Annotated in this window: 2 protein-coding genes; one reads left to right on the plus strand and one right to left on the minus strand. The window is 66.0% G+C overall.

The window, feature by feature from the left end:
• Window positions 1–713, plus strand: a 713-nt coding sequence (locus ACSFA3_RS22830; protein WP_435507742.1) for an esterase-like activity of phytase family protein, incomplete at its 5' end; no start/stop codon positions are given.
• Window positions 714–734: 21 nt separating this feature from the next.
• Here ACSFA3_RS22830 and darH read toward each other — a convergent pair.
• Window positions 735–1,445 (minus strand): BtrH-related acyltransferase DarH, encoded by a 711-nt coding sequence (gene darH / locus ACSFA3_RS22835; RefSeq protein WP_435507743.1) that lies wholly within the window; start codon window positions 1,443–1,445, stop codon window positions 735–737.
• Window positions 1,446–1,557 lie beyond the last annotated feature (112 nt).

The raw sequence follows: 1,557 nt of genomic DNA on the forward strand, positions 1-1,557 counted from the left end.
ACAAGAACGGCACGCTGATGGGCGACCCGGTGCCCCACCCGTTCCTGCGCAGCCCCTCCAACCCGCTGGTGATGAACGACGGCGCCACCGTGACCTCGCTCTCGAGCCGCGGCTTCGAGAGCCTGGCCTTCAACGGCGACAGCAGCCGCCTCTACGCGGTGCCCGAAGCGGCGCCTTCGCTGGCCTCGCTGCGGCCCGTGGCAGACGACGAGCGCTATCTGAACTTCTTCGAGTTCGATCCCGCCTCGATGCTCTACACCGGCAAGAACCCGGTCTACAAGAAGGATGGTCCCGCCAAGGACAACCAGATCGTGATCGGCGACATGACCAACGTCGGCGGCAACAAGTTCGTGCTGATCGAGCGCGACAGCCTGTTCGGCTCCAAGGCCGTGGTCAAGCGCCTGTACATGGTCGACCTCGACGTGAAAGACGCCGACGGCGTGCTGAAGAAGACGCTGCTGGTCGACCTGCTGAACATCTCCGACCCTACGGACATCGGCGGCCCGCTGGCCGGCGTGGTGGCCGGCAAGTTCAGCATGCCCTTCGATTCGGTCGAGAGCGTCGAGGTGGTGGACGACAACACGCTGGCCGTTGCGATCGACACCAACTTTCCGACGGAAGACGGCCGGGTTCCCGGCAAGCCGGACGACACGGAGGTCATCACGATCCGCTTCGACCAGGCGCTGTTCAAGCGCGTCGCGTCGAAGACGTAAAGAGAGCCGGGGCTCCCTCGGTCAACTCTCCGAGTGGATGCCCTTCATGATGATCACGCCGCCCAGGCGCGTGGTGTCGGCGCGCATGCGCTTGGCCAGCGTGTGCATGCCGCGCACGCCGACGATGGGAATCGGCGCAAGCATGTTGCGCACTGTCTTGCGGATGGCCTTGACCACCGAGGCCGCATCGACGACCTTGCGATCGATGGCCTGCGGGTAGTACATGAGCCCCTTCGGCGCCAGCACGCCCTTGGCGAAGCGGGCACGTGCCAGATCGCTGCTCGGGCAACGCACGGGCTCCTCGAACACCGGGTCGCTGATCAGGTAGTCGTCGCCGTCCTTGCCGTACACCAGCAGGTTGTGCGCGTTGAAGTGAAAGCGCATGTTCGGCGGAAAGTACGGCAGCCAGTACACCGACGTTTGCAGCCCCACCAGCTGACCGTCGGCCAGCAGCGCGTCGAGCCTCTGCTGCCCCGCCTCGGCGCTGCGGAATGTCTCGAAGCGGAAGCGCGCGGCCATCGGCGCCAGCAGGCCCTTGATGATGGCCTTGGGCGGCATGCGGTACGAGATCAGCGGCAGGCCCGACAGCTTGATGAAGGGCAGGTACGCGAACGAAATCGCGGACGACAGGCCCAGCGCCATGCTCTCGCTCATCGGCGCGCCGTGGTGGCGCATCAGGCTGGAGATGACGCCGCTTTCGCAATGCGCCGCCTGTTGGTGTTGAAAGTTCACGGCAGGCCTTGCAAGGTGGAAACGGGCAGGCCCAGCGCTTCGCTGTAGCGTGCGAGTTGCGCCGGCGACAGCGCGGCGCAATGGCGCGGCTGCAGGTGGCGCCGCACGCGCC

The organism is Variovorax glucosi, assembly GCF_051216695.1.
Lineage (GTDB): Bacteria > Pseudomonadota > Gammaproteobacteria > Burkholderiales > Burkholderiaceae_C > Variovorax.